Genomic DNA, 14,860 nt, shown 5'->3' on the forward strand with positions numbered 1-14,860 from the left:
AGCCCCTTATAACATTATTATAAAGTGAACTACCGGCTAACTATTTGTAATCTAGGCGTGTTTTGGGCCCACCTAATCAACATTAAGTATTTAAAGGATTAGGTTGAACTGCATAAAAATAGACTGATTCAGCCTCAACGTTTGGTTATTTTTTAATCAACTCAAATAGTGTAGGCATGGATTTGAAATTGTGCGAATTAGGGCTATTTGTCCAACCAATAAAACAGATTTAACGCACTAACTCAATGAAACAAAACGCTTAGATTATCTAGCCACAGAGTTAAGCTGTGGCTTGAAAGTCACCAAAAAAACGAATTCCAAGCTTCACGTCTTGAATAATGTGTAATTGGTTAAATCGGCTTTTAGGCGCGCTGTCTTTTTCTAATAAAAAGCTTTGTTTATTGTGCTGAGGCAGCCCCTCGTATTCAGCAACAATTTGAAATAGCCAAATTTCCGCATCCCATTCTAGTTTTTGTTGAACTAAATAATCGATGCCACTGACCGGCTCGGCACTGTCGATAACAAAAATGAAAAAGTCTTCTACGTCTTTGCTCAGCTGTTTTTGTTGCTGGGCCACTAGCGGCTGAGTAGCCATAGAAAAACTATGGGTTTGTTGGTCTGATTGAGTGGTTTGAGTCGGCTCTCTTGGTATAGCTCTAACTAACTCAGCCAAAGTGTAACTGTCTTGCGGACGGTCAAGTGCTATGGCCGCTTGTGCTTTAATCGGATGCGCCACGTTAACAACTTTTGGTATCTGGCTACGGTTTGGATAATCGCCCACTTGAAAGTTAGGATGCTGGCGTAAAAAAGCACTCATGCGGTTGATTAACAAGGCTTTGTCTTGTTGCTGACGGAACCTAGCCATTAATAAAACCAAACGCTTTTGCACTTCGAATAACGAGCCCGAGTGTTCTGAAATACGCGCCTGCAGTTGACTGACCAACAACTTACGTAAGCTACCATCACTGCCAGCTAACTGGATTAAGTTATCAAAATCTATTTCGGCAAAGCCATCTAAAATGCGGCGCAATTGACGCTGGGCCAGTTCAATTTCTAATATTTTGTCATCTAGGCTGCTAACAAAACCAAATTCTGTATTTAGCCTGTGCCATAAACTGTCTATGGCATCACCAAACTGCCCTGTCATATCGTGCACGCGCTCACTGAGCAATTGCATATGATGTTCAGTGGCAGCGTAGTCGCCTTTTTGCCTAGCGCTTTGCAAAGACTGCACTCTAGTATGAATATGATCTAGGTGCTCACTTACATCTGAGTTGATTTGGCGCTTACGTTCATCTTGGGTCAAACTGGCAATAAGTTCGTTTATATTAGGGCGCAAACTAAGGGGTTGTTGCTCATCAGCCCGCCATAAAATACGACTTTGAATTAACTTTTCTAACGCCTGTACAGAAAAAGCCGATTCATTTACATGCCCTTGCAAATAACCTTGCATCAACAATTCAGCATGTTTACCTATTAACTCTAACCTTTGTGCCCCTAACGCAAATAATGGATTGCTTTGGGCTGCAGCTGCGCCTTTACTAGACTGACTCAAAACATTGCCTCTTGTTCGGGTTGGTCTTCATCAATAGGAAGGTTTTCTTCGTCTTTAATAAAACGCACTAGCTCAATTAGGTGGTCGATTTTACCCGTGACTATGTAAAACAAACGGTCTTTATGCGGCTGATGCAAATAGCCTAGCTCTTTAATACGCTTAAATACCTGCTTAATTTGCATGTCGACTTTTTCACTGGTGGATTTAAAGGTTTTGTCTTGTGCTAACTGCCCCAAACGCTGGATCAAAGATTGGTTGTCTACAACTTTAGATTCAAAGTCTTGTAACTTAATAGTATCCCCGGCACTTAATGCGCCATCTCGGCCCAATGCTTCTTGGACCAATTGCATCCATTCCAACATAGGTAACAAAGCTTGAATACTATGGGCAAACTGCTGACTGACTTGCTGCCTAGCGTTAGGTGTAAGATCGCAATAGGCCAAAAAGTAAACCGAACCTTCATCATTTTGTGCCACTCGTCTATTCAATGGGCGCAAAAAGTGATTTAAATCATCAACTAACGCTTGGTTTTGTAATTTGTGAAAACTTTGCTGATCAGATACAGCACAAATAAACTCGCCTTCTAATAAACGTTCTAACAAAGGGCCATGTTCAATCATGCTGATACCTCTTGTGGTGCTTCGGTGGACGTTTTATTTTGTTGTAAACGTTCGGCTATACGGCTGAGTTTGGGCTCTATTTTTTCTAACCTTTGTTTTTGTTTATCGATTAAATAACGATGTTTAAATAACATTAACACTTCAGATTCTGGGTTAGGAAAGGCCCCTAAAATATGAATTTTATTGGTGTCGCAGGCAGTAAATAGTTTTTCAACATTGTGGTAAGCCAAAGTTCCAATTTCATCAATCGGCCAATGAATATTAATCTGCGCTTGATTACGTAACAATCGAGTAAAGGCCAGTAAAAACTTACATAAAATAAGGTAAGCCATACCGTGACTAGATGACTCTAACAACTGGCGATCATTCTTAATCACTAAGTCAGAGCCCCCTTCGTTTAAATGCAGTTCTAAACGCAATAAGGACTCAATGCTGTAGTTGGCATCGTTGGGCAACACTTCTACTACGTCGGCTAAATTATCTAAATAAGCTTCGCTCGGTAAAAACGCATCACTTTGATTCCATTTATTGTATTGCTCAGCAAAACGTTTAAGTGGTTGCCAAAAGTTTAATTCGTCAACGCTAGAAATAATTTTCACTTCAGAGCGTGCGATTCCATCTAAGCTTAAATCGTCTGATACTTCGTCGGTAAGACGTTGACTCTGTTGGGCGATCTTACGATTTATATCACTAAATACTGTGAAGAATTTGTTTAGGTCGCCCCCTATGGTTTCGCCTTGCTCAACTATTTGCCTTTGGCGAGACTCCAATATACTTAATAATCGCTGCAAAATAGGTAGGCGTTCACGCACATTGGCGTCTTCGTCTAATTGGCTAAAGGCTTGGGTCATAGTGTCTAAAAAGTCTTTGCCTGCATCTTTGCCTAAACTAGATTCAAACTCAGTAAGGGACTCTTTAAGTTTTTTCTCACCACGGCTGCGACTTTCCAGCGCTTGATTACAACGATTAACCCTTTCGATTTGATCGCCTAAGTTTATTTTTGATTTTTCTGTAGGCTCAAAAACAAACTCTATGTGGCTTAGTTGACGCACCATAGGTTCGATTTCAGTCATTAAAGATGACCATTGGGCAAGTTGAGCTTCTATCTCTGATAAGTCTTTAGATAAAGCCGTACGCTTACTTTGATATTGCTTAGTTAACGCATTTTGTTGCTGTTGTAACTGCTGAACTAGAGCTTTTAATTGCGCCTCTTCTTCTAACAAAGCCGGACGTTGTTTTGCCCAGTCGCTTTGCATAAAGGCTTTATATTCGTTTAACTCGTCACGCCTAGCATTAATGGCTTGTAGATGGTTTTTTAATGCTTCTGTTTCGGCTTTTAAGCTTTTTAAAGTATTAGGATCAATGTCTTTATTGGCCAACTCTTGATTAAAGGCGTCTTCTAGTTGTTTGATTTGTTCACGGTTTTGCTGACGTTTATTGTCGACTTGCTGCTCTAAGGTTTCGACTTGTTCATCTAACTGCGCCAGTTCATCTTGCCAGCCAGTTTTAAACTCCAATAATTGCTCTTCAAAGTCAGACTTTAGTACTGCCGTAGCTTGTTGTTTTTGTTCAACTATTTGCTGTTTTTCAGATAATAATTCTTGCAGTTTTTGCTGGGCTTGTTGTTTACGCTTATCTAACTGAGATTTTAGCTCATCGGCAAACCTTTGCTTAGCACTTTGTGCATAGTTAATTTCTTGCTCGGCTTGTTCAAACTCGCGATTTTTTTCGGCAACCACTTCTCTTTGCAATTCTGCGGCTTGATGACATTGATCTAGCTCTGCTTCAGCCTGTTTTTGTTGTTTTTCTGCTTCTACTAGTTGTTTCTTGGCTTGCTCTAACGCGGCACTCAAGGCACTTTCGTCTTGGGCATAATCTGGTGCGTCTATGGCGGCTAAATCAAGTTGCACCCCTAACAAACTGCTGTTGGATGATTCTTGGTCGAGCAGTTGCGGAGATAAGTCTTTACGCTCTAACAAAGGTTGGTCAATTAACTTTCCTATGTTTTGCTCCCAACCCGGCTTATGTTCACGTAAAAAGTGCCGCAAACTATCTTGTTCTGGCGACAGCTGTTGTTGAATATGTTGTAACTGCTCTTTGGCTTTACGTGTGGCCTGACGAGCTTGATGTAAGTCTTTATCTGCCTTCTCGCGTTGCTCTCTTAATGCTTGAAGCTGACTTTCGGCCTGCTTTTTAGCTCCTGAACTTTGTTGCCAGGCCCGTTGCGCTAATTCTAAGCGTTTATCTGCAATGCCGGCATTTTCTAATTCTTGCTCGGTAGGCGAGGCTTGTTTGGCTTGATGCTCTTGTTGCACTATGTTGCGTTCAAGGCTAAGTAATTGTTGATCAAACTCAGCACTTTGCTGCTCTTTACGTTGGTCAAACTTGGCTACTAAGTCTCGCTCTTTTTCACTATGACTCGCGCGTAGGCTTTCTTTTTGTTGACCTATGCCTTTAACTTGCGTTTGATTTTTACGTGACAATCTTTCGAGAGACTCAGATAGCTTAAATTTTTGTTGATCTAATTGGCCTTGAAGATCTTTGTGTTGATCAATTAATAAATTGTATTGCTCTAGCTTTTGTTCATATTCTTCACGTTTTAACGGCAAGGCATCCATATCTTTTTGTAACTGTTCTAGATCTGAATCTTGATATTTTTCATACTGCTGCTGAATATGATCTAAACGCGAAGATTTGGCTTTTAGACTTTCAGCGGTTTCACTGACCTGGCTATTTAATGCCGCTTCGGCTTGTTCAAAGCTTTGTTTTTCGCTGCTTTGTTGCTGCTTGATTTTGTTGCGTTGTTCTTGGCCATCAGCCTTTTGCCTAGCTAAATTTTGCAGATCTGTTTCTAACACAGGTTTAAGCTGCAACAATTCACTTTCAATCACATTAAGCTGTTCGGTTTGACTCTGGATTTTTTGATAATCATCTTGCATAGCCTGCAAACGCATGGTTTGGCGCATTTGCGTGATCCATTCACGGGCTTTGGTATTTTTTACTGTAGTGGTTGGCTGAACTAAGCCATCTTCTTCAAAAATAGCCGCTAGCATAGTGCGCAGGGTATCCATTTTGCCTTCTTTGGCATGCACTGCACTGACCAATTTTTCCATATGCCTAATGCGGTGTTGGCTGGAGACTAAACTGTAACGACTGGCTAATTGTCTTAATTTAGTGTTTTCTCGCCCCACTGCCCGGCCAACACTGGCATCATTTTGTATGATGCTACGAAACTCACTGGTGGCTTGAATTTTATGCGAAAACTCAATATTTAACTGTCTAAGTTGTTTAATCCATTGGTCTGGCAACATGGCCTGTACTTGGCCATCTTCGGTATCTAATAACACTTGTTCTTGGTGATAAGGAGCATCAACAAAGCGGTATTGCACCCCTTCACTGCCTTTGCGAGTTAACACCACTTGGCAAGCTTGGCCGTCTTCTCTTTGATAATCGTAAATTAAATAACTGTTGGCATGGGGCAAATAAAAGTCATCAAACTTTTTACGGGTTTTAGGTACCACTTTGCTCGGCAGTTCGCCATAAAATACCGGGATTAAACGTTGCAGTGTGGTTTTACCTGAGGCATTGGTTCCACAAATGTTAGTGTGTCCTGACAGGTCGAGTTCAACAAAACCAGGAAGATGACAATTAATCAGAATAATACGCTGTAAGCCAGCCATGCTTGTCCTTTTTCTCGAATGAAACTTTAATAGAAGTTAATGGTTATTAGCCGCTAAATATACCTGAAATCCTTGGCTATTTAACCCTTGAAATAACGCAATCTATTGGCTTTTTAGCTTTAACTAGCCTGAAACCTTAGAAGGCCTAAGTTACCTCTAGCCAAAAGTGCGATTTTTAACCAACCTTGGTTAATCTTGAAGGAACAACTACATTCAATATTGCCCTTGTATACCTAAAGTAAATAGTCTGCCAAAATATTGCTATTCCTACTAGCCAACCAAAGCCAAAACCTCATGCATAAAACTCGTACTGTTATCACCCTTACCCTTTTAAGTTTTTGTATATTGGCCTTTTCAACTCTGGCCACACAAACCAAAGCAAAGATAATTGCCACGCATAAAGCCATAATCGAAACAGACTTAGGCTCAATCGAAATCGAACTATATGGGCATAATGCTCCAAAAACTGTGCAAAACTTTATTGGTTATATTCAGGCAGGCGCCTTTGACAAGGGCAGTTTTTATCGGGTGGTACGACAGGATAATGATAATGGCTCGCCTAAAATTGAAGTAATACAAGCAGGAGCCAGAGCTGAATTTAATGATTTTGCCGCAATTGAATTAGAGAATACTCAACTAACTGGCATTAACCATCTAGATGGAGTGTTGTCTATGGCTAGAGGCGCACCCAATAGTGCAACCTCAGCATTTTTTATCTGTATTGGTCCTCAGCCTTCGTTAGATTTTGCAGGAAAACGTAATCCAGACGGGCTGGGATTTGCGGCCTTTGCCAAAGTGGTAAAAGGCATGCAAGTAGTGCATCAAATCCATCAAATTCGAAAGGCCTTAGCAGTTGACGATCCTTATGTTAAAGATCAAATACTGGCAGAGCCTGTCGGCATAAACACCATCAAGCTCATTGATATTTAAGCCATCTTAAAAAATTAGTAAGAGTTAAGAAAAGACTTAACTAAACCTACACTAAAAAGGCCAACTTGATCTTGTTTGTCAATAGCAAGGTCTTGGCCTTTTTGAGATAAAAGGCTGAGACTTTTCCTATCGCAATCAGACGTTTTCTGATTAATAATTACCTCTAATAGCAAATTATAAGAATAATTAATTTTGTAATTAAATATTTTTACTTTGCCTCTTGTCACATCTACCGATTTTACTTTTAGCTCAAGCAAAACCCCACCAACTTACTATTCAAAGCCAAGCGCAATCTAATTAAAATCAATAGAGAGCAAAGGTTTCTTAAAGCTTCAGCATACAACCAGCTGTTCATATTTTAGTCACAAGTATTGACAAGTCAGAACATTTGGAATATTAATTTACAATCAAATAACAATAAATGAATATTTTATTTTAAATTGAGGCTAATTATGGATAGACACACATTTGGAAAATCTACTATAGCGTTAAGCGTGGCAATAGCGTTAAGTGGGCTCAGCTCTTTTCAAGCATACGCGCAAGAAAGTAACAAGCAGGAAAAAGACCAAGAAACAGAAGTCATAGAGGTCAAAGGCTTTCGAGGATCAGTGCAAAAAAGCCTAAACATAAAACGCTTTGCTGACACTATAGTGGATGCCATTTCTGCCGAAGATGTGGGTAAGTTTCCCGATCAAACTGTGGCTGATGCCTTACAAAGGGTACCAGGAGTACAGGTTGAAAAGTCTGAAGGTGAAAGTGATCGCGTTAGTATTCGAGGTACCGCTCCGCATTTAAACCTTACTTTGTTAAACGGTCAAAATGTTGCTTCGGCCACAGCTTCACATTCTATAACTCGAGCTTCCCGTGGTTTTAACTATTCATTATTGCCTACTGAACTGATTGATACCCTAGAAGTGCATAAATCTGCCCAGGCCAAAGTCCAAGAAGGCTCGGTTGGGGGCACGGTTATTGTTAGAACCCGTAAACCGCTAAATGAAGAAGCCAATACTATGGCATTTTCTTTAAAAGATGTTTACCAACAAACCAGTGGCGAACATAGCCCAACCTTATCTGGCTATTATTCTTGGAAATCAGAGGATGAAAACATTGGTTTTAACTTAGGCGGAGTCTTAAAAGAAACCTCAACCCAAAGAGATGGCCTAGGGGCTACGGGATATAACCATGCCTACACTATTAATGACGCCACTTATTTTACTCCTAGAGATGTAAAAGCATCGCGCTTTAGTTCGGGTAAAGAACTCACCACCTTATCTTCTGCCTTTCAGTATGCCTTTGATCCAGCTTGGGTACTGACTTTTACAAATTTATATTCCAATGTGGAAAAAGAAAACCGCAGCATTACTAATGGGGTGTGGATTGGCGAAAACAGCTATGCCGACTTAACCGGCACACCTAATGGTGACATTTTATCTGCTGGTACAGTGCAAATGAATCCAAACGACTTACATTCTGATGCGCGCTGGCACCACTATGGCAATCGTTTTGAGTCTCGCTACACTACAGCAAATGAAATAGGCGAATACCAAACCAAAGTTCACGACCTAAGGCTAGATCACAGTACTGACAATTACGACTTAGTGATGCAATTAGGCATAACCAAAGCTGAAGGTGAAATTGAAATTCGAGCGCTAGATTTTGAAGCACAAACGGATGCGAGTTATAACATTGAAAATGACAACATTAGTTTTTCTCTAGACTCTAACCCCACACCATCAGATTATTATGGGGTATACATAGCTGATAAAAACTATGTAAACGATCAGCAAGAAAGCTATTTTCAAACTGACTTTAACTACCGCCTAGACGATGGTGTAATAAAATCGGTGGATCTTGGTTTTAAATATAGTGACCATGAAAAAACCTCTCGAATTCGTTTAAAAGAACGCTTTCCTTGGTTTTCTTACAATCAGGAATACAGTGGATCAGCTTATCTAGAAAGCTTATATCCAGGTTTTGGGGTGCAAGCGATTGACATGGGCGGACGCACTAACGGCTTGGTTAAAGACTTTATGGGGGGCGGTGAACATCCCTACCTATTCGACTTTGATTTTTCTACTCTAGACTCTGCCTTTGCTGAGGTCGCCCTATTACGTGACTACTGGCACCCTGGGTATGCGTTACAAGTAGAAGAAAAAGTCAGCAGTGTATACGCTCAAGCAAACTTTGAATCAGGCAAACTAAAAGGTAATGCTGGGGTCAGAGTGGCTAAGACCGAACAAACCAGTACTGGGGTAGACATTTTAACCCCTGCTGGCTGGTTTAAGTGGGACGAAGTAGTAAAAACTGCTGTGCCTATTGCAGTTGAGCGTGATTATACAGACGTATTACCTAGCTTAAACTTATCTTATACCTTAAATGATGAGGTGATTTTGCGTTTAGCTGCAGCCAAAGTCATTTCGCGCCCAGACTACGATTTATTGGCTCAACGAAAAATCTACTCGCGCGCTGGAGGGATCCAAGGTAACCCTTATTTAGATCCCACTAAAGCCGATCAATATGACCTATCTGCCGAGTACTATTTTACCGATAGCTCTATTTTGTCATTTGCCGTGTTCTACAAAAACATTCGCTCTTACGTGGTTGAAAAACTCATCACTGCCGATGTGGTATTACCCGATGATGAAGGAGTCAACTCCTTAGACCAAGATGGCGTATTGTACTCTGTTGAACAAATGGAACTACGCACACCTATTAATGGCTCGGGTGGCACCAATAAAGGCTTTGAAGTAAATGTACAGCACGACTTTGGTAATGGTTTTGGGGCACTTGCCAACTACACCTACCAAGATGCCGACATGGACGAAGAAGGGGCGGTGTTGCCAAATAATTCAGATGACACCTTTAATCTAAGTGGCTATTACGAAACTCGCGACTATTCGGCCAGACTGTCTTATTCATTTAGAAGTGCCTATTACGCTGGCCTTGCCCGAAGTATTGACCGCTACACTGATGATTATGGCCAGTGGGATGCCAATTTTAATTACACTATTAACGAAAACCTGTCGGCCAGTTTACAAATTTTAAATTTGACCGATGAAAACCAAAAATCTTTTGTTAAGTCTGACTCTGGGCAACAAGCCAGACTCGCAGAATACAACTACGGGCGTAGATTTTACCTAGGTATATCAGCGCACTTTTAAAGCGTTTTCATAGCTGTGCTTAACCGACTAACAACCTTTGTTAGTCGGTTTTTTTATGTCTAACGAAAACTAAAACAAGCGCTACTTTATACTGACTGTAACGACCTAAGCTTGCTTACTCCTAAGAGTTAGGCATAGCTAGTTGTTATGTCTAATGGAATAAGGATAGGTAATGATTTAAATATCGATATCAAAACGTAAGCTTTGCATGCCGCTGCGATCTACAGCAACCACTGCTACAGCTGTCACTTTATCAGTTGGCAAAAATTGAAAGTGTTTAGTATCACGATTAAAAATTCGATATTGCCATTGTTCATTTTGCTGATAATACAGCACCCAACGGAATACGGCTTCTTCACCTAAATTTTGCCAACTAACATTTAAAGAAGATCCATTATCAATAGTCACTACAGGTGGCGTTGGCGGGATATTGTCTAACCAAGGAGAAGGTGGTACTAGCGCCTGATTATTATAAATATTATTGGCTAATATTTGTTTGAATTGTGGGTTTTGGCTAATAGTAAAAACATTCCAAAAGACCTGACCTGCATTAGGTTGTAATAGGGCTCTGGCGATCATAATTTGATTCACCACTTCGTCTATTCCTGCAAGGGTTTTGACTTTATTGCTACTTAATCCTGGCCAAAAGTGGCGTTTTTGAAAATTTTGTTGTTGCCACCATACCAATAACTGGGCAAAACTTTGCTGAACTTGATTAACCGGCCAATAAAGCTGAGGAGTAAAATAATCTAGCCAGCCCTGATTAAACCACAGCTTGGCATCGGCATATAAGGTGGCGTACTGATCTAATCCTGCAATGCTTTGGGGATAGCCTGGCCGCCAAATGCCAAAAGGGCTTATCCCTACTTTTACCCAAGGTTTAAGGCTTTTAACTTGTTGGTACACAGATTCTACAAAAAGGTTCACTGCTTGGCGCCGCCAGTCGCCCAACGATAACTCGCCGCCTTGTGCTTGATATGCTAAATATTGTTGGTGATCAGGGAAGTCTTCACCATTGTTATAAGATGGATAGGGATAGAAATAATCGTCGTAATGAATACCATCAATATCATAACGAGAGACTAGGTCTTTTATGACCTCTATTGAATGGTTAATGGTTTCTTGATGGGTGGGATTCATCCACTGCATGCCATTATGTAATTCTGCCACTAAGTGGGGTTTAGTATAAACAATAGACTCTTGTGATACTTCGCCTGCGGCATAGTGATGAGCCCGATATGGGTTGATCCAAGCATGTAATTCTAAGCCTCTACTGTGCGCTTCTTCAATCCAAAATGTGAGCGGATCATAAAAAGGCTCAGGGGCTTGTCCTTGCTCCCCAGTTAGGTAGTAAGACCACGATTCTAACTCACTTAAATACAAGGCATCGGCATGGGGCCTAACTTGTAATATCACTGCATTTAAATTGGCCTCGGCAATGTGATCAAGCAGGGCTATAGCTTCTTGTTGTTGTTCAGCAACAGACAATCCCGGCTCGCTAGGCCAATTAATATTGGCAACAGAAGCGATCCAAGCGGCTCTAAATTCTTGCACCACTGTAGGTGATTGGGCTTTTCCATAATTAGGAAGGCTTGGCCCAAACAACCATGAATAATTAAACATGGCCAAAATCAACAAAGCGATAACACTTAAGTAAAGCTTTTCTTTGCCTGATATGCGCGATAGCTTGCTTTTAATTTGCTTGAACAACGGCTCATTCCTAATGCTGTGAACCAAACAACAAGGGTGAATATTCTTCCTGTTTGGTTAGTTTTGTTGATATTCGTTGAGGGCTGATTGCAACAATTTGGTTTTTGCCATGTTTTGCGGTAGCGAATTAGCTAACGCTTGATATTGCGCAATATTATTTGCATTTAGGTAGGCAGAGATCTCTTGGGCTATGGTTCGCGATACATAAAAACTGCCGGTTTGTAGGTTACTTATTAACAATTCATCAATTTGCTCAGCTAGAGAGGGGTAGCGAATCAGTTCCTGTAAGGCTAATGCCATCACTTTACTATCGTAACTGTTATCTAATGCGCTGATTAAGCTTTGGGCGTTTTGAATATTAGGCGGCTGTTGTTGCATCATTTGCAGCGCTTGAAATTGCACGCGTCCTAAAGGGCTGGCAATAAATTCATCTATAGTTTGTGTCAAAACTTGATCTTCAATTTGATACTCTTGATACAAAGCCTGTAGAGATTGCAAACTTTCAACTAAGCGTTTTTCTTGCTCAAACATGGCCGCTTTAGGATCATTTAAATCGGCTTCACATTGCCCACTTTGTTGACACAGTCTAGCTGCATCTAAGTCGGCCAATATGCGCAGGCGGGCTTGATAAAAAGCCTTATCCACTGTTTGTTCTTGCTTGTCAGTTGGCATTGTTTGTTGCTTAGGGCTCTGCGGCTGTTGGGGGGCTAGCGGTTTAGCCTCTTCAACAGCTGACTGGCTTGGTTTGGGTAAAGAAGCTGGTTGCTCAGCAAATAGTTGCCACAGCCAAACTCCCAGACCAACAACAACCAAGCTAACTGATACGGTTTTTTTCATTATTTGATCCGCCTAGATAATAAAATCGATACTAACAATAAATACCCCAAAGCTCCGCCGCCTGAGCTATCTTTTGGTTTGTCTGGAGTAGTAGGGGCCGGTGTTTGAGTGCTAGGTTTATTAAAAGTGGCTCTTTCGGCTAAGGTGGATTCTGGCAATAATTTACCTGCGTAGAAGTATCCGCTTAAGCCGTTTGCGTTAATTTGGTAATACACCTGATTGTCGTTGCCCGTTACTACTGTATCGAGAACCTCAACTTCTGTGTCTTTAGACAGCTTTCCAAGACTAGTGGCATTCTCACCTATGTCGTCTGTTACCGACACGCCCTCTGTATGGGCGATATAAATTTTATCCCCTTGCATAGCAATAATGCGATCGGCAACAGGCAAATCTTGATGACTGATTTGTGTTGCCCAATCAGCAAAGTCCCATACCCCGCCAGCATAAATGTAGCCCTGATTAGTGCCAGAGTAACGAATGCGATAATAACGACTTTGATCAGCTGGTGTGCCAGCTACAACATCTAAAATTTGGTAGGCTTTGCCTGTTACTGCATCTACCCCTGTATCTGTGCCGCCAGCCGTTACTCTAATATTGGTATCTTTTTGAGCTTTAATGCTTTGCCCTACGACAAAACTATTTTCTAAAAAGCTTAAACATTGATGCCTTTCGTAAACTAGCTGTGAATAAGCCTTGCTTTGTTCTTCATTTAAACTCACGGCTTGAGCTTTAAATACTCGATCAAATTTAGCCCCTAAGCAGCTCGCATCTTGTTGTTGCTGAACACAATGAAAAACCCCAGCCTCCAATACACAAGTATGATTATTGGTTAACTTTAAGTAGTTAAATTGCCATTTTTCTTTAGGGTTTTGTAAAGAATACTCAGGTTGCTTATATTCTGGCAGACAAAACTCTACCCCTTCCATAAAGCACTCAACATCAATGGATGGGGTTTTAGTTGGGTTGTCGATGTAATTTAACCAAGACTTAGCCGCGTATTTGTCGGCAAAGCCCTCATCTTGCCACGCTATGTTGTCGTGCCAACGACATAATTTACTGGGGCCTCCATTGTAGGCAGAATAAGCCGAGCGAGTTCTTTCTAGCCAATTATCGCTTTTGCTCACACAACTAGCAGACGCAGCGTTTTGCCATTCTGCATAAAATATTTCCATGGCATAGATAAGATTTTCAAATATTTGCCAGCCTTTACCTTGGTTAATTTCGGTGAAGTGCCAGCGATCATCAATTTGCATCATGCCATGACCATGCCCAGAATCACCACGCATCATTTTTAAGCGCCCATCTACAACAGCATCTCGATAATGGCTCCAAAACGTCTCTTGATTGGCCACGGCTTGGATAGCATGTACCCAGGCTTCGATTTCATCGGTTTGAGCGTCTGGTTTACGTACCGACAAATAATACTTGGCGGCAACTTGTAGCACAGCATTCATTTCATCCATGTATCGTGCCCGTTCATCGGTCACAGTATGCGCACCGTTAAACACAATATCCATTAGATAGTCACGAACTAATTTAGGATCGCCAAAAGGCTCAATATCACAATAAGCGGGTGCGGTGCCAAAGGTCCAACTGGTGTTAGCCACAGTTTTGTGCGCGCACAGATAATAGGCTTCGGTATCGTTAGGCGCCGCCCAAACACCTAGGTTAAGCCCTGCCATTAGCAGAAAAATGGTTGTAGCAAATCCATTCATTATTTATTTCACCAAATAAACACTTAAAGAATAATTTATTCTTTAAGTTAGACTATGTCAAATAAATTTGTTTAGTTAACGCACAAATAAAAACCCTGCGCTTTGGCTAAAAATTAATAAGTTAACTGCTGGAGATAAATATAAGGAGTGTAAATAAATAGTGAGTCTTTACTTAGCTCTTTTAGCTTTAAAATTACAAGCATTAAAACTAAGTAAAGCTTAGTACTGCTGCTCTATCCAACTTTCAAAGATCAGGCAGGCAGACACGCTATCGATTTTTTGTTTATCTAATTTTTTGTAACCACCAAGCTCAAATAATCGCGCTTTAGCATCCACAGTAGTGAGACGTTCATCGCAGGTTTCCACCGCAACTTTGTATTTTGCCATCAGGCGATTAGCAAACTTTTTAGCGCTATGGGTAACTTGTTGATTGGAGCCGTCCATATTTAAGGGTAACCCCACTACCGCAAGTTGCGGCGACCACTCAGCAAAGAGTTTGGCGACTAATTCCCAATTAGGTATACCATCTTGCGCTTTTAAAGCATTTAAAGGCGAAGCTGTGCCTGTAATTTCTTGGCCTACTGCCACCCCAATACTTTTAGTGCCAAAATCAAAGGCTAATACAGTTCTTTGCCCTTGCTTGCTCATAGTG

At 41.0% G+C, this 14,860-nt stretch carries 9 protein-coding genes; 2 read left to right on the forward strand and 7 right to left on the reverse strand.

The window, feature by feature from the left end:
* Positions 1-280: 280 nt before the first annotated feature.
* The 3 genes from ACVCDT_RS14545 to ACVCDT_RS14555 are packed head-to-tail and all read right to left on the reverse strand — an operon-like array spanning position 281 to position 5,855.
* Positions 281-1,555 carry a hypothetical protein gene (locus ACVCDT_RS14545; protein ID WP_447133517.1) on the reverse strand — a complete coding sequence of 425 codons (1,275 nt, stop codon included), beginning with the start codon at positions 1,553-1,555 and terminating at the stop codon, positions 281-283.
* On the reverse strand, positions 1,552-2,175 hold the full coding sequence (locus ACVCDT_RS14550; RefSeq protein WP_447133518.1) for a condensin complex protein MksE: 624 nt from the start codon (positions 2,173-2,175) through the stop codon (positions 1,552-1,554). Before ACVCDT_RS14550 ends, ACVCDT_RS14545 begins: the two co-directional genes overlap by 4 nt.
* Entirely contained in the window at positions 2,172-5,855 is a 3,684-nt protein-coding gene (locus ACVCDT_RS14555) for an ATP-binding protein (protein WP_447133519.1), read from the reverse strand. The genes ACVCDT_RS14550 and ACVCDT_RS14555 overlap by 4 nt, the downstream gene beginning before the upstream one ends.
* A 294-nt stretch (positions 5,856-6,149) precedes the next feature.
* On the opposite strand from ACVCDT_RS14555, the gene ACVCDT_RS14560 reads away from it, so the two are divergent.
* Positions 6,150-6,785, forward strand: coding sequence for a peptidylprolyl isomerase (locus ACVCDT_RS14560; protein ID WP_447133520.1), 636 nt, complete (start codon positions 6,150-6,152; stop codon positions 6,783-6,785).
* 452 nt (positions 6,786-7,237) lie between these two features.
* Positions 7,238-9,946, forward strand: a complete 2,709-nt coding sequence (locus ACVCDT_RS14565; protein ID WP_447133521.1) for a TonB-dependent receptor — start codon at positions 7,238-7,240, stop codon at positions 9,944-9,946.
* A 177-nt stretch (positions 9,947-10,123) separates the two neighbouring features.
* Here the strand turns inward: ACVCDT_RS14565 and ACVCDT_RS14570 are convergent, their stop codons facing one another.
* The 4 genes from ACVCDT_RS14570 to ruvX form a co-directional block, all read right to left on the reverse strand.
* Positions 10,124-11,656 carry a glycoside hydrolase family 10-like protein gene (locus ACVCDT_RS14570; protein WP_447133522.1) on the reverse strand — a complete coding sequence of 511 codons (1,533 nt, stop codon included), beginning with the start codon at positions 11,654-11,656 and terminating at the stop codon, positions 10,124-10,126.
* 57 nt (positions 11,657-11,713) lie between these two features.
* Positions 11,714-12,493: a hypothetical protein gene (locus ACVCDT_RS14575; protein ID WP_447133523.1), complete on the reverse strand. Its 780-nt coding sequence runs from the start codon at positions 12,491-12,493 to the stop codon at positions 11,714-11,716.
* Positions 12,493-14,208: a lysozyme family protein gene (locus ACVCDT_RS14580; protein WP_447133524.1), complete on the reverse strand. Its 1,716-nt coding sequence runs from the start codon at positions 14,206-14,208 to the stop codon at positions 12,493-12,495. The genes ACVCDT_RS14575 and ACVCDT_RS14580 overlap by 1 nt, the downstream gene beginning before the upstream one ends.
* Positions 14,209-14,427: 219 nt before the next feature.
* Complete coding sequence (gene ruvX, locus ACVCDT_RS14585) at positions 14,428-14,856, reverse strand: Holliday junction resolvase RuvX (protein WP_447133525.1); 429 nt, start codon at positions 14,854-14,856, stop codon at positions 14,428-14,430.
* Between the last annotated feature and the right edge of the window lie 4 nt (positions 14,857-14,860).

The sequence above is a fragment of the Paraglaciecola aestuariivivens genome (genome assembly GCF_052983255.1).

Excerpts from the sequence above, each read along its gene's own strand:
- ruvX (WP_447133525.1), bottom strand. The coding sequence starts at position 14,856 with ATGAGCAAGCAAGGGCAAAGAACTGTATTAGCCTTTGATTTTGGCACT.
- ACVCDT_RS14565 (WP_447133521.1), top strand. The coding sequence starts at position 7,238 with ATGGATAGACACACATTTGGAAAATCTACTATAGCGTTAAGCGTGGCA.
- ACVCDT_RS14580 (WP_447133524.1), bottom strand. The coding sequence starts at position 14,208 with ATGAATGGATTTGCTACAACCATTTTTCTGCTAATGGCAGGGCTTAAC.
- ACVCDT_RS14575 (WP_447133523.1), bottom strand. The coding sequence starts at position 12,493 with ATGAAAAAAACCGTATCAGTTAGCTTGGTTGTTGTTGGTCTGGGAGTT.
- ACVCDT_RS14555 (WP_447133519.1), bottom strand. The coding sequence starts at position 5,855 with ATGGCTGGCTTACAGCGTATTATTCTGATTAATTGTCATCTTCCTGGT.
- ACVCDT_RS14550 (WP_447133518.1), bottom strand. The coding sequence starts at position 2,175 with ATGATTGAACATGGCCCTTTGTTAGAACGTTTATTAGAAGGCGAGTTT.
- ACVCDT_RS14560 (WP_447133520.1), top strand. The coding sequence starts at position 6,150 with ATGCATAAAACTCGTACTGTTATCACCCTTACCCTTTTAAGTTTTTGT.